This window comes from Flavobacteriales bacterium, assembly GCA_020635395.1.
In the GTDB taxonomy this organism is placed as follows: Bacteria; Bacteroidota; Bacteroidia; order NS11-12g; family UBA9320; genus UBA987.
Window position 1 is genome coordinate 1031685 of record JACJZV010000001.1, and the last position, 14749, is coordinate 1046433.

Consider the following 14749-nt stretch of genomic DNA (forward strand, 5'->3'; position numbering starts at 1 on the left):
GTTGTAAATAATTTTAAAAACATGATATTCAGGAGCTTGTTTGCTCTTTTGATTGCATTTGTTGCCACCAATGTTGTGGCTCAAACAAAGGGATTTAACCGCGACCCTGAAAAATTTATAGTTGATTTAGAAGAATATTTGAAATCGGCCAAAGAGCCGGAGGTAAAAAAGAATTTTGAAGTTTTTAAGGCTTATTGGAAGAACAATAAATATACCGAAGATCAACAATCGGTTATAATACGAATGTTTGAGAACATGGATATAGCCAAAATGACGGCCTATCCGGAGTTTAACCTGATGCTAAGCACCTTGAATGCAGCAAAAGACACCACCAAAGGCATTGGCGAAAAAGAAACCAACGATTGGTTAAAGCATCAATCAAAACTTATAGACAGAGACAGACAGGCTTTTTTGAGCATTTTGGAAACAAGCAATCATCTTTTTTTGAATAATCGGTTGTATGTAGATGATAAAAAATGGTGGGGAGTAAGTGCCACGGATTATAAAATCAATTATGATGGAAAGAAAACAACCATTGAATTCAAAAATATTGACCTAACTTGTCAGGGGCCGGAAGATAAGATAAGAATTAGAGAAACATCGGGAATCTATCATGTGGTTGACCAGATTTGGAAAGGAAACGGGGGCATAGTGGACTGGGAGAGGGTAGGTCTTGACCCCAATGCCGTGTTTGTAGAACTCAGCCAATATGAAATAAAACTTGAAGAACGAGGCTTTGAGGCCAATCCGGTAGCTTTTCAATATGTGGGAATGATTGACGGTAAGGTTCAAGGTAAATTTGAAGACAAACTTTCGATGGAGGTGACTGGAAAAAGAGAAGAAAAAGAAATTAAAACCTCCTACCCTCGGTTTGAATCGTTTAGCGACAATCTGACATTAAAAGGTTTTGCTGATGGCGATATAATTTTTAGAGGTGGATTTGGACTAAATGGCAAACGAATGGTTGGAAAAGGAACCAAAGAAAACTATGCCGTATTTGAATTTTATCGTGGAGACCGTTTGATTGTGGAAGTAAAATCGGAGAGTTTTGGTATTGATGAAGAAAGAATTGTGAGTGATGAGTGTGAAGCTACCATCAATACAGATAGTGGCACCATATATCATCAGCACATAAAATTTAATTTCGACAACAAAGACAAAGTGCTAAGATTGGTGCGAGAAGGGCAGGGGCTGCAAGAATCTCCGTTTTTTGATACAGACCATAATATGGAAATTTGGGTGGATCAGGTAATTTGGAAAATGAGCGAATCAACCATTTCGTTTGACATGATAAATGGCGAAGAGGTGGCTCGATTTGAATCGAAAAACTTTTATAAAGAATACAACTATGAATTGATAACCAAATCAAACAACATGGCTTATCATCCGTTGGATAAGCTCTACAAATTTTATGTAGATAATAAGGGCAAAAGAAAAACGCTTACCTTGCAGGAATACGCCAATTTTGTTGGAACCAAAAAAGAATATTTGATGTATCAAATTGTGGATTTGACCAAATATGGGTTCATATTTTACGATGCCAATAAGGAAATGATAACCATCAAAGAAAAAGCCATAAACTATTTTTTGGACAATCGGCATTTGCAAGATTATGATGTTATACGACTTCGAAGCAAACAGCCTGGAAGCAAGCCCAATGCCGTGTTAAATTTGGTAAATTACGATTTTGAATTGACCGGAGTAGAGAAGTTTCAGTTCAGTGATTCGCAGTATGTTTACGCCTTTCCGAGAGAGCAAAAGGTAGTTTTGAAAAACGACCGAAGAATGATTTTTAATGGTCGGGTTACCGCCGGAAGATTTGATTTGTTTGGAGATAATTTCGATTTTAGCTATGAGTTTTTTACCATTAGCAGTAATAAAATTGATTCGTTGAAAATTTGGTTTCCTGATAAAGAAAATGATAATTTCTTGAGACCCATAAAATCCGTTTTGAGCGACATCAACGGAACTTTATATATTGACAAACCCGGCAACAAATCAGGTTTAACGGAATATCCGGAGTATCCGATGTTTACCAGTAGAGCTCCGTCGGTGGTGGCTTATGATAAAAAATCGATACACAACGGAGCATATAAAAAGGAAGAGTTTCGGTTTGAGGTTGACCCCTTTACCATCGACAGTATGGACAACTTTACCATAGATGGATTGCGTTTTCCCGGAACATTTGTGTCGGGAGGTATTTTACCCGAATTTCCTTACGAACTGGGTATTATGGATGATTACTCTTTAGGTTTTAAACGAAAAAATCCGGCAGGAGGTTACCCAATGTATGGCGGCAAAGGCCATGGCGATATTGACATAAGCCTGAGCGAAGAAGGTTTTTGGGCAACGGGCGAAATTCAATATGAAGGAGGTATAATGACATCAAATAAAATATTGATGACACCCGACAGCACCAATGCCGAGGTGGATTTGTATGAAATAAAGAAAAGCGGGAAATACCCAAAACTTTATGCTGCGGATGTCACCACTCACTGGTTGCCAAAAGAAGATAAAATGCAAATTTATACCAAAGACCACGACGTGGATGTGTTCGACAATGGTCAGGTATTTAAAGGATTGCTAACCCACAGCCCCACCGACTTGTCTGGCTTTGGCGAGTTGAGATGGGATAATGCAGTATTAACGTCAAAAGATATGCACTTTACGCCTATTCATGCCAATGCCGACACCTCGGCCATTCGAATTGGGGATATAGATGCCGGAAAAATTTCGTTTGTTTCAACCAATGTAAAATCGCACATAGATTTTCAGAAAAGAACGGGAGATTTTAGAGCCAATGAACTTGGGCACTTAACCGATTTTCCTTACAACCAATTTGCCTCCAGCATGGACGAGTATAAATGGGACATGGACAAAAAAACCATTTTGCTGACACCAACAGGTCGCCAAAAACCGGAGGATTACTTCTTTGTCTCGAAAAATCCGGAACAGAAAAATTTAAAATTTCAAAGCACCAAAGCCCTATTTGACATGAACGAAGGCATTATCTATGCCGAAGAAGTACCCTATATTGATATTGCCGACTCGCGTGTTTTCCCGAACGAAGGAAAAGTTACCATTGAAAAAGACGGGGTAATTCGGCCTCTTCATAAATCAAAAATGTGGGCCAACCGAAAAGATAAATTTCACGAATTTTATGACTGCTCAATTTGGGTAGAAGGCCGACTTTCATTGTCAGGTAGAGGTTATTTGGAGTATAAAGACAAGCACAGCACCGGGCAGGTTATCTATTTTGACAAAATGCGGGTGCTGCGAGATACGAGTACGGTAATGGCAGAGGGATATTTGTCGGACTCACTCAATTTTATACTTTCACCCAAAATAGCCTACAAAGGTATTGTGGAGATGTATAGCAAACAGCAACATCTCTCGTTTAAAGGATTTGTAAAACCCATCCACTCTTTTGACGACATAAAAAGCGATTGGTTTAAATACATTGCAGCCCCCGACCCCAAGGATGTGATAGTTAATGCCCGCGACCCTCGAAATAAGGACAAAGGAAAAGTGTCGGTTGGTCTTAATTATTCCAACTACGATTCCATCAATATTTACACAACTTTTTTTAGCTATAGAAGTGCCGTGGCCGATTTGGAGATTGCCGTGGACACTGGCATCTTGTTTTATGATGAGACCGAAAATCAATTTGTGGTTGGTGATAGCAACTATTTGATGAATGGCTACTACAAGGGCAATTACATAACCTTTGCCGACAATAAAGAAATAACGGCTCACGGCATTTTAGATCTCGGTTTAAACATGCACCCGCTTTACAACACCACGTTTATTGGGCAGGCACAAAAATCAGCGTCAGACTCTACTTATATGTTTACAACCACGGCACTTATGAGCATGGCCTTGCCCAAAGAGTGTTATGACCGTATGTATAAACTGATTGAAGAAAAAGCCTCAGATGCTCCTTCCTTTTCTGCCGACAACGAAACGTATAAAGAAAATCTTGGCCAGGTTTTGGACGAAAAGGATTTTGGCAAAGTAAAAGATGAATTGAGTTCGGTGGGAGAAACAAAATTGGTAAAAGCCATTGATAAAGATTTTATAATCAGCGAAATGAGCTTTTCTTACAACGATTCGCTTCGAGGTTTTGTGGGGATAGACCCCATAAATATTGCGGTAATTAGTGGCCATCAGGTCAACAAAACCTTTAATGCCAGAATGTTGATTGAACGGAAAAGAACCATCAATAAAGTGACCTTTTATTTTGAAGTTACAAAATATGATTATTTTTACTTCGAGTTTTTTAGAGGAAGCTTATATATTTACTCAACCGACCAGGAGTTTAACACATTGCTAAAGCAAAAGGCAAAAAAGATAAACGACAAGGGGTATAAGATAAGACCTGCCTCGCCTTCGAAAGTGAGAAAACTTCTGGATAGTATTGATGCATATACAGGATAATGTATTTAAGTCTCGCACTATTTTCACTTTTGGCCTATTTGTTGGGCTCATTTCCATCGGCGGTTTTGGTGGGAAAAGCGTTGTATGGAATTGATGTAAGGCAACACGGCAGCATGAATGCCGGAGCCACCAACACATTCAGGGTTTTGGGCAAATCAGCCGGAACATTGGTTTTAATTCTCGATATTTTGAAAGGCTTTACAGCCGCCAATTTGGTGTATTTTTTTGAAAGGGTGCCACACGGCGAAACGATTATTACCTTTAAAATAGCCTTTGGTTTGTTGGCCGTGTTGGGGCATTTATATCCGGTATTTGCCGAGTTTAAAGGGGGCAAAGGCATTGCCACCTTGCTGGGTTTGGTCATCACTATTAATTGGAAAATAGCCCTTATCTGTGCTGCTATTTTTTTATTGGTGCTTGTCACCAGCAAAATGGTTTCGCTCGGTTCTATTGTTGCTACTGCTTCGTTTGTGTTTTTGTGTTATGCTTTTTACCAAACCAGTGAAAAATATTTATTGATTTTTGGCATCTTTGCAATTGGTTTGGTGGTTTATACGCACCGAGCCAACATAACCAGAATAATAAAGGGAGAAGAGAAGAAAATTTATTTGTTTAAAAAGAAAACAACATAGATTGTGAATCACGAAAAATTGTTTCATCAAACGGAAGAATTAGAAGAAGTTGAAGTACTTGACGAAGTGCTTGGTGGCTATGCCTTAGTTATTTTTAACGATGATGTAAATACATTCGACCACGTAATATCTTGTTTGGTAAAATACTGCGACCACACGCCCGAGCAGGCAGAACAGTGTTCCCTCATCATTCATTATAAAGGCAAATGTGCCGTAAAATTCGGTGGTTCGGCCAAGCTTCAAAGCATTTGCGATGCCTTGTGCCGCAAGGGTCTTTCGGCGGTAGTAGAACAAGCCTAATCAACAAACTGCTTTAAATGATTTCATTAAACGATATTTCTTACGAATTTGGAGGAAATTACCTCTACAGAAATGCCAATTGGCATATAAAACCAAAAGAACGAATTGGCCTTGTTGGCAAAAACGGTACCGGAAAAACAACGCTGCTTCGATTAATTACTGGAGAATATGAGCTTCGAGAAGGCTCCATATCTATGATGAGAGGTCTAAAAATAGGCTATTTGCATCAAGAAATGAGCGAGACGGCGGTTGATAAATCCATATTGGAAGTGGCCATGCAGGCATTTGAGGAAACCTTAAAAATAGAGGAAGAATTAAATGACCTTTATCTGCAAATGGAAACCGACCACAGCGACAAGCTATTGGAAAAAATCGGACATCTTCAAGAAGAATTTGAGCGGCAAGGAGGCTATCAGGCCAAAAGCCAAACAGAGGAAATTTTAGAAGGTCTTGGTTTTAAAACAAGCGATTTGGTAAGACCACTTCAAGAGTTTAGCGGTGGTTGGCGAATGAGGGTCATATTGGCCAGAATGCTTTTGGAACGACCTGATGTGCTGATGCTGGATGAGCCAACAAATCACCTTGATTTACCTTCTATTGAGTGGCTCGAAAATTATTTACAGAGCTATCAAGGAACGGTCATCGTGGTTTCGCATGATAAATTTTTCCTCAATAAAATGGTTACCAAAATTGTGGAAGTGGCCAACCTAAAATTATATGTTTGGGAGGGCAACTACGATTTCTTTTTGAACGCTAAAACAGAGCGGGACGAGCTGCAGCAACGACAATACGACAACCAACAGCAGTTTATAAAAGACCAAGAAAAATTTATCAATCGGTTTAGAGCCAAAGCCAGCAAAGCCACAGCAGTGCAAAGCCGGGTGAAAATGTTAGACAAACTGGACAAAATTGAACAAGTGCAGGATGATGGTGCCAGGGTAAACCTGAAGTTTGACATCAGCAAAGAATCGGGTAAAATTGTGATGGAGCTGAATGACATCACTAAACATTTTGGCCAAAACAGAATTCTTACCCAAACCGATGGCACGATAGTGCGGGGAGATAAAATAGCCTTGATAGGTGCCAACGGTAAAGGAAAATCGACCCTGCTAAGAATAATTGCCGACACCGAAACCTTTGATGGAGACAGAAAAGAAGGGTTTAACGTAATAACTTCCTTTTTTGCCCAGCACCAGTTGCAGGCATTGCATCTTGATAATGAAATTTTGCAAGAGCTAACCCAACATGGCAGTGGCCTGTTGGAGTCGGAGTTGCGAAATGTATTGGGGTGCTTTTTATTCACCGGAGACGATGTTTTTAAACCTATTCGAGTGCTAAGTGGAGGTGAAAAATCACGGGTGGCTTTGGCAAAAACATTGGTAGAAAAAGCTAATTTTATGTTGCTCGATGAGCCTACAAACCACCTTGATTTGCAGAGCATTGAGGTGCTTATTCAAGCCTTGCAACAATACAAAGGTAGTTTTGTGTTGGTTAGCCACGACAGATATTTTGTATCGCAAGTGGCCAACAAAATATGGTGGATAGAAGATGAGCAGATAAAGGAATATCCGGGAGACTACGAAGAATACAACTACTGGAAAAAGAAGCAAGAAACCAATAAAACCAATTCAATACCAGCCCAAGAAGTTGTAAAAAAAGAGAAAAGCACTACGAACAGTGGCGGACAAAAAAACGAAGATCAAAAGCGTACAGAACAACAAAAAAGGAAATTAGAAAACGAAATATCTGGATTGGAAGAAAAACTGGCAACCTTAAACAACGAAATGGCGGTAATAGAGGAAGATTTAACCAAACCAGAAATGGCCAAGGATGTGAAAAGGCTATATGAACTATCAGAAAATCACCGACTTAAAACCGAAAAGAAGGAAATTGTATCCAAAAAAATTGATGAATTGATTGAGCAATTATTGGAATTGGAAGAATGAGGTAAAGACCTGACAGGTTTTAAAAACCTGTCAGGTCTTTACGAAAAGAAAAGTAAACTTTTGAAAGACTCAAACTTTAAACTAAAAAACCAATTGTCATTTTTTCAGTACGCTTGAAGGATTAAAAAATTGAATTAACTTCGTACATCATCCAACTGCAAAAGCAAATGCAAGCCATTGAGCAAGAGTTGGACAACTTAAAACAGTAAAGCTATGAATACTTTTAAAATTTTTATGGCCATGGTTCTGCTTTGGGCGGGCTTTGGTATGCAGGGGTGTAAGCATTGTCTTGATGCTTCTGACCCAGACTGCGACAACTACGACCCATGTTATGGCCAACACACCATCGACACCTATTTTAAAGTAAGAGATGGCGATAACGGCTTTCCACCACCACCCAAATGGTGTTTGGATATGATAACCTATTGCGACACTTTTTTAAGCTCCTCAGTAAGGCTGACTGTACCTAAAGGAAACCCGCATAGCACATACGAATGGCGAATAGGCGACGATTCTACGGTGCGAACCGTAGATGAATTTGAAATTTCGTTTGAAGATGACTTAAAGGAATATGGTTGGGAAAGATTTTATCCTGTAACACTCACCATTCATACGCCTTATACTAGTTGTTTAGACAATCCCGCCGATACCTTGGTGGTGGTTACCCGAAATATATTTTTTACGGAAAAGCAGTACAACATTTTTGACCCCTATGCCGATGCTCGCACTTTTGAAGGCTTTTTTAGCGACAAACCCAATGATAAAGCCCAAATAACCCTATTTTGGAACGATAGCTTTGATTTTAGGGGCTAGACCCCAAGCCATTGGATTGTGGTAGGTTTGCCCATTGTTGATTCATTACAGTTGCCCGAAGAGGGATGTGGTTATTTAAGCGGATGTGGTAGTTGTAAACATTACTATAAAAAATGGGAGAAAAGGGAAAATTGTCCAACCGCTCGACTAGAACGCACCAAATATTTAACGGACTTACAGGTAATTAAGGAATATTCCAAAACTGGTGTATGGGTCACTTTCCGTTTTCAATCTACCTTTCCAGGGCATGAGTTTTACATAGAATTTACAGGAAAAGAAATTTAAAATTGTTATTAAAAAATTAATTGAACTTTTAACACTATTGGTAATGGCCAATATAGCCAACGGCCAATGTACAACACCCGCACCAACCGCTGCCGAGGTGTGCGAAGAAGGAAAAGGCATTAGCACCAACCCAATTAGCCCGGTAAACTGTGAAGGGGCTGACAACAATGGAACAGTAAAGATATGAGTACCTTTAAAATTTTCACGGCCATTTTTTTGCTTTGGGCGGGCTTTGGTATGCAGGGGTGTAAAGATGACGACGTAACTTGTAACGATCCCACCAACCCAAAGTGTGAGAATTACGACCCCTGCTACGGGAAAAAACCCGTAACCGCCGATTTTGAAATGAGCCAGGTGTTTAAGTTAGAATTTCCAAAGTGGATTGATGCGTTTAACCCCGATGTGGCTTTTATGAGGTATGATGTGGGTTTTCGGCCTGTAGGATACACCAAAGGCGACACATCCTACCATTGCACTTGGCTGCTGGGTTCGGAGGTAATAATCGCCCCGGTTTTTAGCCGCGATTTTAGCGACACAAAACAAACAGGCGAAAACGATATACCCATTACGCTTATTTTAAGAAGAACACCCGACAAGGCCTGTTTCCCTGACGATGATGGCATTGACACCGTAACCCAATACATTCATTTTGTGGAAACACCGTGCGAATTTTTAACCAACGGCGATTTTAAAGTGCTTTTTAAGGGAGAAAAGGATAGCACCATTATTGGCATTCGAAATTGGCATTATATAGGGCCACCGCCTTCCTTTCCCATTGACTTTGGTTGCGATCATGGAACTAGTGATGTGCAGTATATCAATTTCGATAGAGATTCAAAAAATCCACCTGATACGATTTTTAGCGGTTCAAAACAGTTGCAATTTAATTCTACCCTTTATTCAATTTCGTCTACTGTCGCGAACGCACCTTTTGGTGGCAAGTTTACAATAAACCGCGAAAGCCTTGAAATTAAGGGATATTACAAGATTGCCCGACATAATGGAGGGTATAGTGAGGATGAGTACGAATTTAGCGGACGAAAAATAAAATAGTGAAAAATTAAATTAATGAAAAATAAAATGAAAACAATAGTTTTAACGATAATATTATGTGTGCTGATATCAATGCAACTGCACGCTCAATGTACTGAATGCCCAGAAAATAAAGGGATTAGCACGAACCCGGCCAATCCGGAAAATTGTGAAGGGGCGGACAACAATGGAACAGTAAAGCTATGAATACCTTTAAAATTTTTATGTCCATGGTTCTTCTTTGGGCGGGCTTTGGTATGCAGGGGTGTAAAGATGACGATGTAACCTGCAACGACCCCACCAACCCAAAGTGTGGAAACAACGACCCCTGTTACGGAAAACAACCCGTAACGGCCGATTTTGAAATGAGCCAGGTGTTTAAGTTAGAATTTCCAAAGTGGATTGATGCGTTTAACCCCGATGTGGCTTTTATGAGGTATGATGTGGGTTTTCGGCCTGTAGGATACACCAAAGGCGACACATCCTACCATTGCACTTGGCTGCTGGGTTCGGAGATAATAACCGACCCGGTTTTTAGCCGCGATTTTAGCGACACAAAACAAACAGGCGAAAACGATATACCCATTACGCTTATTTTAAGAAGAACACCCGATAAGGCCTGTTTCCCCGACGACGATGGCATTGACACCGTAACCCAATACATTCATTTTGTGGAAACACCGTGCGAATTTTTAACCAACGGCGATTTTAAAGTACTTTTTAAAGGCGAAAAGGATAGCACCATAATTGGCATACGCAATTGGTATTATGTAGGACCACCGCCTTTGTTTCCCATAGATTATAGTTGCGACAATTGGAAAGGCGATATACAATACATCAATTTCGACAGAGATTCAAAAAATCCTCCGGATACGGTTTTCGGTGGAACATTCAATGATAATCTCCAGTTTAACTCGAAATTATATATAAGGACATCCAGTTACCTTGGACCATCTAATGGCGTGGTTTCGATTGACAGAGAGAGTCTTTCGATAACTGGGGCATATAAAATATACAGAGGTAATGACGTTTACTCTGATTACGAATTTAGCGGACGAAAAATAAAATAGTGAAAAATTAAATTAATGAAAAATACAATGAGAACAACAATAATAATAATAATAATAATAATATTTTGCGTGCTTGGTTCGTTGCAACTGCACGCTCAATGTACCGAATGCCCTAAAGATAAAGGCATTAGCACCAACCCTGCCAATCCGGAAAATTGTGAAGGGGCGGACATCAATGGAACACCTATCAACTGGCGGATAGAAAAACCTGTCAGGTCTTTACCTCACAAAAGCAAATCTATAATAGCCACAATGAGCAAGCGAAAACCATAAGTCCAAAAATCGTTGCTGGTAAACTTGTTGTTTCGTATTCCAATTAACAAAAAGGCTATTAGTGCCAACAGAACAAGCCCTCCGGTGCTTGAATAGCCCAAACCTGTCCATTTCATTCGTTTAAAAAGAAATGAAAGAATAAGAATTCCAGCCGTTATGTAGCCCAAAATCAATACAAGTTTGAAAGGGTTTCTAAACTCTTTGCTTATAAAGAAAGGATACACAAAAAGGCACAGGGCGGTCAACCCCAAAAAACCTATCATTAGCATTTCGTTGCCAAATTTCCAGTGCATAATTTTGAATGAATGGCCAATAATGAGCAAAATAATACTGCCAATTTCGGCACCAATAAATATTTTTTTCGATTTTTCTAAACCACTGTTTTCCGACGAAAAATCATCCAAAATTTCATTTTCCATTGTTTAAAATAAGTTGGGTAATAAACTTTAAAATTTCCTCTTTACCTGCATGACTTTGGCTGCTTGATACAAAAAATTCGGGCAATTCTTCCCAACCCTGTTTATACATGGCAGCTTTAAAAAGCTCAATGTTATTTGCCAAAGCAGTCGGTTTCATTTTATCTGCTTTTGTGAAAATGATTTGAAACGGAATTTGCTTAACTCCGCACCATTCTACAAATTCTAAATCAATATTTTGGGGTTCTAACCGACAGTCAATCAGTATAAATGCCGAAAAAAGATTTTTACGTTCGCACAAATAATTCATAATCATGTCGCTGAATTTGGCTTTTTTCTTGCTCGAAACCTCTGCAAAACCATAACCCGGTAAGTCAACCAAGAGCCAGTTTTCATCAATCAAAAATTGATTTATAAGCTGTGTTTTTCCAGGTTTGCTGCTGGTTTTGGCCAAATGTTTTTGGTTGGCCAACATGTTTATGAGGCTTGATTTTCCTACATTCGACCGCCCAATAAAAGCAAATTCGGGGGTGTCGGTTTCTTTCATTTGCTCAAGCGTAGCAGAAGATTTAATAAACTTTGCCGATTTAATTGTCATAACGATATTTGCAAACTTAATTTATTCTCTAAAACAATAGCGTTGCAAGCAACTAAAACAGAAGTAAAACCGTATAATACTTCGGCCAGCAAAAGCCGCGAAGTGGAGCAGATGTTTGATAGCATTTCGCACAAATATGATTTTTTGAATCATTTTTTATCAATGGGCATTGACAAAATTTGGCGTAAAAAGGCCATTTCTAAGTTGAACGAAATAAAACCCAAAAAGATATTGGATGTGGCCACAGGTACTGCCGATTTGGCCATTGCAGCCAACGTATTAAAACCCACAGAGGTAATAGGCGTAGATTTATCAGAAAACATGTTGAACGTTGGAAGAAAAAAGCTGGCTGAGTTGGGTCTTAATCATATTAAACTACAAAAGGGAGATAGCGAAAATTTGCCCTTTGCCAACGACGAGTTTGATGCTATCACCGTTGGTTTTGGAGTAAGAAACTATCAAAATTTAGAAACCGGATTATCCGAAATGCGTCGTGTTTTAAGGCCTGGAGGCAAATTGGTGGTGTTGGAATTTTCAAAACCGTCCACTTTTCCAATAAAGCAGTTGTTTAACTTTTATTCAAAATACATTTTGCCATTGTGGGGCAAAATTTTCAGCGGTAGCAAAGAGGCATACACTTATTTGCCCGAATCAGTAAAACATTTTCCGGAAGGTGAAAATTTTTTACGAATTTTGAAGAGTTGTGGATACCACAATTGTGTGCACACCCGTTTAACTTTTGGCATTTGTTCTATATATGAAGCGAGTAAATAATATTAGCATAAAAATAGTTGTCGTGGTTTTGGTATTAATCTCAAAATCATTGACTTATGCCCAAGAAATAAACCCTACGTATGATTTGCAACGGGTTCATTTTGGTTTTTCGATTATTGGAAATTACGGCAAACTAAAATACAATACAGCACCTAATTTTTTGGATGTGGACACGCTTCAGCAGATAAATACACTTAGTTTTCCTGGTTTTGGAGTGGGAGGAATAATGAATGTGAGAATTAATAAATACTTTGATTTTCGCACAATGGTAAATATCCAATTTGTAGAAAGACATCTTCAGTATGTGTTTAAAGGGGGTGAAGAGCGAATTGCCAAAATCAACTCAACGTATATGGAAATCCCAGTGCAGATAAAGCACAAATCCAAAAGATCGCACAACAAACGTATGTATTGGGTGGCCGGCATGACCTATAGGTATGATTTTGCCTCGGATATTGACACAGATAGAAGCAATACAAAACCCATAGTGGCACTATATCCGGGCACTTTTAGCTACGATATTGGAGCTGGTTTAGACTTATATTACGAATTCTTTAAATTTTCTCCCGAAATAAGAATCAGCAACGGTTTGGGAAATTCGTTAGTTCCCGACCCATTTATCTATGCTTCATCACTTTCTCGAATTTCGCCAAAACTCATACAGTTTATTCTGCATTTTGAGGGGTAGATGAAGTTTGATTTACTAAAAAAAGATAAAAAATCATCGGCTCGAGCTGGCGTTTTGCATGCCCCTCATGGCACAATAGAAACACCAATTTTTATGCCTGTTGGCACTCAAGGCACCGTAAAAGCTGTTGGACAGAATAGCCTGAAAAGCGAGGTAAATGCCCCCATAATTTTGGGCAATACCTATCATCTTTTTCTACGTCCCGGAATAGAACTGTTAGAACAAGCTGGAGGCCTTCATAAATTTATGAATTGGGATAGAAACATACTTACCGATAGTGGCGGTTATCAGGTTTATTCTATAAGCGATCAAAGAAAAATAAAAGAGGAGGGAGTTGTTTTTAAAAGTCATATCGATGGCTCAAAGCATCTTTTTACACCTGAAAATGTCATCGATATTCAGCGGTACATCGGAGCTGATATTATCATGGCATTTGATGAGTGCACCCCCTATCCGTGCGAATATCAATATGCTGCAAACTCCATGCGTATGACCCACAGGTGGCTGGACAGGTGTTTTGAGCAAATGGATAAAACCGAACCAAAGTATGGACACAATCAAAGCCTTTTTCCAATAGTTCAAGGCAGTGTTTTTCCAGAATTAAGAAAACAAAGTGCCGAGTATATTGCATCAAAAACCGCCGACGGCTATGCCATTGGAGGCCTGAGTGTGGGAGAACCGCACGAAGAAATGTATGAAATGACCGACTTGGTATGCGGAATTTTGCCAACAGACAAACCACGATATTTAATGGGCGTTGGCACTCCGGCCAATATATTGGAGTGTATAGCTTTAGGCATTGATATGTTTGATTGTGTTATGCCCACTCGCAACGCCCGAAACGGTCAGTTGTTTACCAAAGAAGGGATAATAAACATACGCAATAAAAAGTGGGAAAATGATTTTAGTGCGGTTGATGATGAGTTGACCCCCAACTATTCAAAGGCATATTTAAGACATTTAACGATTTGTAAAGAACATTTGGCTTCTCAAATAGCCAGCACTCATAATCTTTCATTCTATTTGTGGCTTGTTCGTGAGGCCAGAAAACACATATTAGCCGATGATTTTGTAGAATGGAAAAATATAATGGTTAAAAAAGTAACAAAAAGACTATAAAAATGAATCCGGAAGAGATATACAACAGAACCGATACCCTCGTGCAGGCTTGTTTAAAAGTAGCAATGGTATTGCCGGCAGAAAGCACCATGGCTACCTTTGCCCGAGTAGAATTGGTAAGATACGCCTCTGAACTTGGTATAAAATCGAGAGGTTTGATGGTAGGCCAACTCAGCGAAATATTTGTTGAACGCCTCAGCAAAGCGGCAGACGCTGCCAATGGGTGTGCGTTTTGGTTGGAATATATTTTAACCAATAATATTTTTCCAAAACCCGACATAATCATTCCTTTAAAAGAAGAAAGTGACGCAATGGCAAAGCTTTTTTTAGCCAGCCTCAAAAACGCAAAAAACAAATTGGATTAAG

15 protein-coding genes are annotated in these 14749 nt (G+C 39.3%); 13 read left to right on the top strand and 2 right to left on the bottom strand.

Going from position 1 to position 14749, the window contains the following annotated elements:
• Nucleotides 1-48 precede the first annotated feature (48 nt).
• From H6607_04350 to H6607_04390, 9 genes are all read left to right on the top strand, one after another.
• Complete coding sequence (locus H6607_04350) at nt 49-4437, top strand: hypothetical protein (protein ID MCB9261584.1); 4389 nt, start codon at nt 49-51, stop codon at nt 4435-4437.
• Nucleotides 4437-5069: a glycerol-3-phosphate 1-O-acyltransferase PlsY gene (gene plsY / locus H6607_04355; GenBank protein MCB9261585.1), complete on the top strand. Its 633-nt coding sequence runs from the start codon at nt 4437-4439 to the stop codon at nt 5067-5069. Before H6607_04350 ends, plsY begins: the two co-directional genes overlap by 1 nt.
• 18 nt (nt 5070-5087) lie before the next feature.
• Complete coding sequence (locus H6607_04360; GenBank protein ID MCB9261586.1) at nt 5088-5369, top strand: ATP-dependent Clp protease adaptor ClpS; 282 nt, start codon at nt 5088-5090, stop codon at nt 5367-5369.
• Nucleotides 5370-5386: 17 nt separating this feature from the next.
• Nucleotides 5387-7315, top strand: a complete 1929-nt coding sequence (locus tag H6607_04365; protein MCB9261587.1) for an ABC-F family ATP-binding cassette domain-containing protein — start codon at nt 5387-5389, stop codon at nt 7313-7315.
• A gap of 213 nt (nt 7316-7528) precedes the next feature.
• Nucleotides 7529-8128, top strand: a complete 600-nt coding sequence (locus tag H6607_04370) for a hypothetical protein (GenBank protein ID MCB9261588.1) — start codon at nt 7529-7531, stop codon at nt 8126-8128.
• Between the two features lie 27 nt (nt 8129-8155).
• Nucleotides 8156-8413, top strand: a complete 258-nt coding sequence (locus H6607_04375) for a hypothetical protein (protein MCB9261589.1) — start codon at nt 8156-8158, stop codon at nt 8411-8413.
• A 43-nt stretch (nt 8414-8456) separates the two neighbouring features.
• Entirely contained in the window at nt 8457-8600 is a 144-nt protein-coding gene (locus tag H6607_04380) for a hypothetical protein (protein MCB9261590.1), read from the top strand.
• On the top strand, nt 8597-9466 hold the full coding sequence (locus tag H6607_04385) for a hypothetical protein (GenBank protein ID MCB9261591.1): 870 nt from the start codon (nt 8597-8599) through the stop codon (nt 9464-9466). Before H6607_04380 ends, H6607_04385 begins: the two co-directional genes overlap by 4 nt.
• Nucleotides 9467-9675: 209 nt before the next feature.
• Nucleotides 9676-10515, top strand: a complete 840-nt coding sequence (locus H6607_04390; protein ID MCB9261592.1) for a hypothetical protein — start codon at nt 9676-9678, stop codon at nt 10513-10515.
• 224 nt (nt 10516-10739) lie between these two features.
• Here H6607_04390 and H6607_04395 read toward each other — a convergent pair whose 3' ends face one another.
• Both H6607_04395 and H6607_04400 read right to left on the bottom strand, forming a co-directional pair.
• A complete protein-coding gene (locus tag H6607_04395) occupies nt 10740-11207 on the bottom strand; it encodes a hypothetical protein (GenBank protein ID MCB9261593.1) in 468 nt (155 codons plus the stop codon).
• On the bottom strand, nt 11197-11802 hold the full coding sequence (locus H6607_04400; protein MCB9261594.1) for a YihA family ribosome biogenesis GTP-binding protein: 606 nt from the start codon (nt 11800-11802) through the stop codon (nt 11197-11199). The genes H6607_04395 and H6607_04400 overlap by 11 nt, the downstream gene beginning before the upstream one ends.
• 111 nt (nt 11803-11913) lie before the next feature.
• On the opposite strand from H6607_04400, the gene ubiE reads away from it, so the two are divergent.
• The 4 genes from ubiE to H6607_04420 are packed head-to-tail and all read left to right on the top strand — an operon-like array spanning nt 11914 to nt 14748.
• Nucleotides 11914-12576 carry a bifunctional demethylmenaquinone methyltransferase/2-methoxy-6-polyprenyl-1,4-benzoquinol methylase UbiE gene (gene ubiE, locus H6607_04405; GenBank protein MCB9261595.1) on the top strand — a complete coding sequence of 221 codons (663 nt, stop codon included), beginning with the start codon at nt 11914-11916 and terminating at the stop codon, nt 12574-12576.
• The gene (locus tag H6607_04410; protein ID MCB9261596.1) at nt 12560-13264 is read left to right on the top strand and encodes a PorT family protein; all 705 of its coding nucleotides are present in this window, start codon (nt 12560-12562) and stop codon (nt 13262-13264) included. Before ubiE ends, H6607_04410 begins: the two co-directional genes overlap by 17 nt.
• Complete coding sequence (tgt, locus tag H6607_04415; GenBank protein MCB9261597.1) at nt 13265-14383, top strand: tRNA guanosine(34) transglycosylase Tgt; 1119 nt, start codon at nt 13265-13267, stop codon at nt 14381-14383.
• A gap of 2 nt (nt 14384-14385) precedes the next feature.
• Nucleotides 14386-14748 carry a hypothetical protein gene (locus H6607_04420; GenBank protein MCB9261598.1) on the top strand — a complete coding sequence of 121 codons (363 nt, stop codon included), beginning with the start codon at nt 14386-14388 and terminating at the stop codon, nt 14746-14748.
• The last annotated feature ends 1 nt before the right edge of the window (nt 14749 follow it).